This window comes from Pseudoalteromonas sp. APC 3694, assembly GCF_030407565.1.
Classification (GTDB): Bacteria; Pseudomonadota; Gammaproteobacteria; order Enterobacterales; family Alteromonadaceae; genus Pseudoalteromonas; species Pseudoalteromonas tetraodonis.
The window spans coordinates 1-5,978 of sequence record NZ_JASDDE010000100.1 but is presented as its reverse complement, the minus strand read 5'-3'; the positions used below and the strand labels follow the sequence as shown (position 1 = coordinate 5,978).

General features: G+C 39.6%; 8 protein-coding genes. 4 read left to right on the top strand and 4 right to left on the bottom strand.

The window, feature by feature from the left end; genetic code table 11:
* Positions 1-40: 40 nt before the first annotated feature.
* The 3 genes from QMA00_RS18380 to QMA00_RS18370 all read right to left on the bottom strand — a co-directional run bounded on the left by QMA00_RS18380 (position 41) and on the right by QMA00_RS18370 (position 2,012).
* Positions 41-202: a hypothetical protein gene (locus QMA00_RS18380; protein ID WP_290158404.1), complete on the bottom strand. Its 162-nt coding sequence runs from the start codon at positions 200-202 to the stop codon at positions 41-43.
* 5 nt (positions 203-207) lie between these two features.
* Positions 208-474, bottom strand: coding sequence for a hypothetical protein (locus QMA00_RS18375; protein ID WP_254843669.1), 267 nt, complete (start codon positions 472-474; stop codon positions 208-210).
* A gap of 380 nt (positions 475-854) precedes the next feature.
* Entirely contained in the window at positions 855-2,012 is a 1,158-nt protein-coding gene (locus QMA00_RS18370) for a hypothetical protein (RefSeq protein ID WP_008465949.1), read from the bottom strand.
* A gap of 212 nt (positions 2,013-2,224) precedes the next feature.
* On the opposite strand from QMA00_RS18370, the gene QMA00_RS18365 reads away from it, so the two are divergent.
* The 3 genes from QMA00_RS18365 to QMA00_RS18355 all read left to right on the top strand — a co-directional run bounded on the left by QMA00_RS18365 (position 2,225) and on the right by QMA00_RS18355 (position 3,919).
* A complete protein-coding gene (locus QMA00_RS18365; RefSeq protein ID WP_008465950.1) occupies positions 2,225-2,731 on the top strand; it encodes a DUF3087 domain-containing protein in 507 nt (168 codons plus the stop codon).
* 15 nt (positions 2,732-2,746) lie between these two features.
* Entirely contained in the window at positions 2,747-3,400 is a 654-nt protein-coding gene (locus QMA00_RS18360) for a glutathione S-transferase family protein (protein ID WP_076922423.1), read from the top strand.
* Between the two features lie 66 nt (positions 3,401-3,466).
* Positions 3,467-3,919, top strand: a complete 453-nt coding sequence (locus tag QMA00_RS18355; RefSeq protein WP_076922422.1) for a low molecular weight protein-tyrosine-phosphatase — start codon at positions 3,467-3,469, stop codon at positions 3,917-3,919.
* A gap of 40 nt (positions 3,920-3,959) precedes the next feature.
* On the opposite strand, the gene QMA00_RS18350 is transcribed toward QMA00_RS18355, so the two are convergent.
* Positions 3,960-5,057: a TonB family protein gene (locus tag QMA00_RS18350; protein WP_076922421.1), complete on the bottom strand. Its 1,098-nt coding sequence runs from the start codon at positions 5,055-5,057 to the stop codon at positions 3,960-3,962.
* Positions 5,058-5,289: 232 nt separating this feature from the next.
* Here QMA00_RS18350 and ribA point away from each other — a divergent pair, with 232 nt between their 5' ends.
* Positions 5,290-5,913: a GTP cyclohydrolase II gene (gene ribA / locus QMA00_RS18345; RefSeq protein ID WP_008465954.1), complete on the top strand. Its 624-nt coding sequence runs from the start codon at positions 5,290-5,292 to the stop codon at positions 5,911-5,913.
* The last annotated feature ends 65 nt before the right edge of the window (positions 5,914-5,978 follow it).

Sequence of the window (5,978 nt, the reverse complement as noted above, 5' to 3'; positions counted from 1 at the left end):
TAAATTGCCCCTAGTTTGAACAAATATTAATCCGCAAAGGTCAACAGACCCTAGTCATATCGCGTAGATAAGGATGATATTGGCGGTGCGCTTGCTCGTAACTGTCTGATTGCTCTGTGGTGGTTAGTTTTTGTTTTTCACCAATTAGATTTGAGTTATTAGCTAGATAACGAGATTGCAGCTCAATACTTTTTGGATTCATTTGCTCTAATAGAGATGAAGAGACTGTTTTGTTGGGTTTAGCTGTTTAAATTTTGGGGTAAAAGACTCTTTATAAAAGCGACTTAGCGACGCTGATGAATCTGAAGGGGAGATATCATTAAATCCTGCTATAAACTTTGTCGCAATAGTGGCCATTTCTGGATTTGCTTGCAGCGCATTTAGTTTATTTTCAATATTGTTAAAGTAGCGCTTAACAGCGCTTTGTTTTACTTCACTCACCGCATCTAAACGGGAATAAACCTGTTCAGTCATCGAGTTTGACGCTGTATTGATAGTGACCGTGATAATTATAGCTATTGGCACTAGAGCAACAATTAAAAAGGCGGAAATAAGTTTTTTTGTTAAATTTAAAGAATTAAAAAAGTGATTAATTGTGACATTACTATGTCCCTGTAATAAGGTTTGTACCTCAAATGAGCATAGAACACAATTTGTGAAGATCTAGTTAATAATTAAAGTAATGAGTTTTTATTATAAAATAGCCGAGATTGATACAGAGCGCTTTTAATTTTAATGTAATTTCAGCATGCTTTTTTAGCGGTTTAAAGCAAAAAAACGTAGAAGCATTTAAGTGCTCCTACGTTTATTAATTAATAGTCGTTCTAACGTTGAAGTTGAAAAAGCAAACGATGTTAGAGTGCGACTAAACTGCGCTCTAACATAGTTTGAATTTGCTTTACTATTTTAGCTTCAGTTTCGGGTTCAAACTGAGCAATTCGTGGGGTGTGAATATGCCCTGTCGGAATATCTGAATTTAGCTGATTTCGCAGGCGAATACTGCGATACGAAATTTCGTTAGACAAATAACCACCGCCACCGCCTCGCACTGCAATAGCGTCTTTTAATTCATCGAAACTATTAGGCTCAAAGTCTTTTTTTAGGGTAATAACATGATGGTTATCATTAATAGGAAAAGGGCCTTTTGCGCTTAACATAGCGCTAACGGGTAAGCTAAATTCTACAAACTCAGTACCTGGTAATGGGCGGTCGTTCAAGCTTGGAATGAGCGGCGCTGTTTTACTGCCTCCATACACTACATTGGCGTTGTCGGGCGCTGTTACACTGCGGCGCTTGCCTGGAAAGCGCTCAAGGTCAAAGTCTTTACTACCCATGCTAACGGTAACCACCATATCAACATTATTAAGTGCGTAATAAGGGGCAAGTAAGGATTCTATAATACCGTGATCAAAGTCTTCATAACGCACAGGCACCATCACTGTGTTTATTTCAGCACTAATCCCTTTATAGTTAATGACTTGGCCATCAAGAAGCAGTGCTGCAACACCCGATGGGTTGCTTTGGTTTATATTTCTATCAAGTAAAAACGGGTCAAATCCAGTTAATAATATTTTTTTAGAGGTGTTTTGTGAGTAGCTAAGATCGGTGCGACCCCGGCTGCCATTCTCTAGAAGTGTTAATAACACTGTTTGCTGCGCCGCGCTCAGCGAAAATGCAGGCTTTGTGGTGCGAATAATTTTGCTTGATTGTAAGCGAGCCCAGTAAAGTGCGCGATCATCTAAGTTTTGCGTTGTAGCGATGCGTTTTTTTGCACTAAACCATAATCGTTTTGAGTAGTCATTAACGGCATCTACGGCTTGTGCATAGCTTGAGAGTGACTTGAATTGCTGCTCAAATTGATTAACTTCGCTGGCAAAAGCGCTTAGTACGGCTGGCATCGCTTGGCTGGCTTTTTCAATTCGCAATTCTTCTGGGGTTAGCGGTGTGTTTAAGTTGGCTAACGCATTAGAAGAAGAAAATATTAAACTTGTGGCAATCAGTGTTTTTATCATGATGTTCCTAAACTGAGTCGTATTTGTTGTCTACTATCCTATGCCTAATATGTGGGTGCAAATAAAATCGTTGGTTGGTTTTATGTTGAAAGCAGTATAAAACAGGCGCTAAATCAAAAACTACGGGTATTTTATTAAAAAGAGTCGAAACTCTGTGATGGGTTTAGCTACAATGGGGCTGTGTATTTTTAGTTTTTTACTTTTAGGCAGCTATGCAACTTATTCAAATAGATAAAGCACGTTATCGTAAACATTTAAATCGCGTTATTGTCGGCTGTGCAGCAGGTTTAGCTGTGGGCAGTTTAGCAATTTCACAAACCTTAATTGCATTATTTCCCGATGAAAGTGGCAGTCATTTTCATTGGAACTTATTAGGCGTAATTGTTACGAGTATTGGCATAGGCTGGTTGTTAAATAAATACCGAACACATCCTTTTATGAGTGAGGTGGTGTATGTGTGGGAGCTTAAAAAAGCGCTTAATAAAATCACTCGTAAAATGGCTAAGCTAAAAGCGGCGGGACGAGAAGGTAATCCTGATGCGCTATTAGCCATTCACTATAGTTATGCAGGTTCACGCTTGTTATGGCAGCTTGACGATAACACCATCACCATGGATGATTTAGCGATTAAACAAGCCGAGTTAGATAGCGTTGCGGCTAAATATAATTTAACTCTTAATGCCGATGACTACGATGACGCAATTTTAAAGCAGTTTTAATTTATAGGAATCACAATGAGCCTAATTCTCTATGGTGTCCCGCTTTCTCCCTATGTACGTAAAGTGCGTGTATGTTTAGCGCATAAACAACTAGACTATAAACTCGAAATAGTCTCGCCGTTTAATCAACCTGATTGGTTTTTAGAACTGAACCCTCTAGGGCGAATTCCGGCGCTAAAAGACGACGAGTTAAGTTTGGCGGATTCTAGCGTTATCTGCCAATATCTTGATGAAAAATACCCTAATTCAGCGTCTTTACTCGGTGATACTATAGAGCAACGTGCAGCCGTTCGCTGGTTAGAAAAATACGCAGATTACGAGTTGGCTCCTTCTGCAACATTTACGGTGTTTCAGCAACGTATTATTGCCCCCACAATGCAAAAGCCAACCGATGAAGCCTTAGTGCAAAGTGCATTAAATGAAAAACTACCGCCTTTATTTGATTATTTAGAAGATTATTTAGGGGATAACGAGTTTTTTGTTGGCGAGAGCTTAACCCTTGCCGACATTGCTGTGAGCTGCCAGTTAATGAATATGGAGCATGGTGGTGAGCAACTTGATGAGTCGCGCTGGCCTAATCTTGCAGCATTGCATAGCCGTGTAAAACAGGGCACTGCCATGCACACAATGCTTGAAGGCGAGCAAAAAATATTAGCCTCGCTTAAGTAGCTTTTTAATGTTGGTGACTGGAATGTCGCTTATTTTACAAAATCTTAAACAATAAAGGAGCTATCATTGAAAAAAGTCCTGATAGTGTGTTTGGGTAATATTTGTCGTTCACCTACCGCAGAGGCGGTATTAAAAGCGCGTGCTAAAAAGTTAGGCATTGATCTGCTAATGGACTCGGCTGGGACTATTGGGCACCACGAAGGTAATCCGCCAGATAGACGCTCTATGCAGGCTGGTGAAAAACGCGGTTATAGTTTTAAAGGTATTTTTTCGCGCAAGGTGCGCAGTAGTGATTTTAGCGAGTTTGATTTAATTTTAGCAGCCGATAAACAAAACCTGACGGATCTAACCGCACGCTGCCCTGAGCATTTGCAGTATAAGCTTGCGTTATTTTTAGAGTATGGCGAGCAAGCACAAAGCGCAATTCCCGATCCTTACTATGGCGGTGATGATGGCTTTGAAAAGGTACTTGATTTAATTGAGGCCGCCAGCGATAACATTTTAGCTAAGTTAAAGTAGAATAAACTAAAAAGGCGCTTAAAGCGCCTTTGGTATGTTATTAACGGTTTACTTTAAAGTCGAGCTGTACTTTGGAAATTGCTGCAACGGCTTTTCCATGTTCAAACTTAGGTGCATAACGCCATTGCGCTAATGCTTCTACTGCCGATTTTTCAAAGGCCACGCCACCTTCAGAACTAAGTACTTGCGGATTTTTTACAAAGCCAGACTCATCTACTTCAAACTCCATAACGACTTTTCCATCTTTACGAAAGCGCGCTTTGTTTGTAGGGTATTTAGGGTTAACGCGGTATAGCGGCGTTTGCTCTTGGCTTTCTTTCCACGGCACCATTTTAGCAATCGCGATGCAGTGTTTGGTGGCTTCATCACTTTTGCCTTGTTTTTCATACAAGCCAATCAATCTTGAGTGTGCGGTAAGCTCGGCGTTGTGATCGTAACTTAAGCTTTCATCAAACACATTTACTACACGGTTAAGTCGTTCTATTGCTTGATCGTATCTTTTTCGACCTTCTGCAAACGATGCAATTAAAAAATCAGCTTTTATTTGTTCAACTGAGTTTTTAGGTAAGTTAGCCAGATAATACTCATCGGCTTCTTCTAGGTAGTTTTTAGCTTCTCGGTATTTTTCATAGCTGAATTTATTAGCTAGTATGGTTGCCGCTTCTAGTTTCATATCAGCCACAAACTTAGGGTTGTTTTGTGTGTTTGCGATTGCTATCACTTGCTCTAAATAATAATCCGCTTTTTGAGCAGAAGGGGCAAAACTAGCCATACCTACTAAAGCATCAATGGTTTCAGGCGATTGCTTACCATGGTTATTAACTAAAATAGTATAGGCTTGTTGATAGAGCGAAAAGCGCTTTTCAATCCACTGTTTACCGTATCGATTAATTGATTTTGCATAGTTAATCGCTAAGTTTGCGGTGTTATCAGCATTTTCACCGTAAACAGTTTTACCTAATGTGTAAGTCTGCTCCGCGGCTTGTTGCACATTTTCTTTGGTTTTAATTGCATTTAAGTAATTTTGATACGCGTCGTTGAAAACGGCTTGAGCGTTATTTGTTTGTTCGGCAAATGACGTGGTGCTCAATACAGATAAACCTAAGCCCATCAGTAATGCAAGTTTGTTTAATTTCATAATGATCCCTATTATTTGTCGATAACAAATTAGCAAATCCTTGTGTATATGTCATCACTTTAGGTAAATCAAGGTAAACGCTCGCTAGTAATATATTTGCGGTTTAAGATTGAAAATAGTCGCTACCGTCGCCATATATTTGCCATAAACAGTCTTGTACTACGGTGTATTTAACCTATTTTGTGATATTATCACTTTATCGTGTCGTAGTTTTTTAATATTTGGATTGGTCGTGGCGCAAGTAAGAGCAAGAGTCCAGCTTAATGTTGGCAAAAATAGTGATATTCCTGCAGAAATTATTTCCTTTAGTGGCTTAAAAGATGGCCAAGAGCATGTTGCGTTAGTGTTTAAAAACGCCGATACCGAGCAAGATGTTCCGCTTATTCGTATGCACTCTGAATGCTTAACCGGTGATGTGTTTCACTCGTCACGTTGTGATTGCGGTGAGCAGTTAAATGAGTGTATTGAAATGATGCACGAACAAGGCGGTATTTTACTTTATTTACGCCAAGAAGGGCGTGGTATTGGTTTATACAATAAAATTGATGCCTATGTACTGCAGTCACAAGGTATGAACACTTACGAGGCCAACAATCATTTGGGCTTTGCTGATGATTTACGTGATTTTTCGGATGCTGTATTAATGCTCAATGCGCTCAATTTAAAGCATGTAAAATTAATGACTAACAATCCTAAAAAGCTTAACGCATTAAAAGATGCTGGCATAGAGGTGGACTCTGTTGTGGGCACTCATGCACACATTAAAGCAGGGCTTTCAGGTAACAAGGCGTATTTAGAGACTAAAATTAAGCATGGCTCTCATATGCTTGATATTAAGAAAATTAAAAAACCTTAGGGTCTGTTGCCCTTTCAAGGTTGAATTTGCAGCAGTCTGTTTGGTATTTAGGCAAGGCAGAGCCT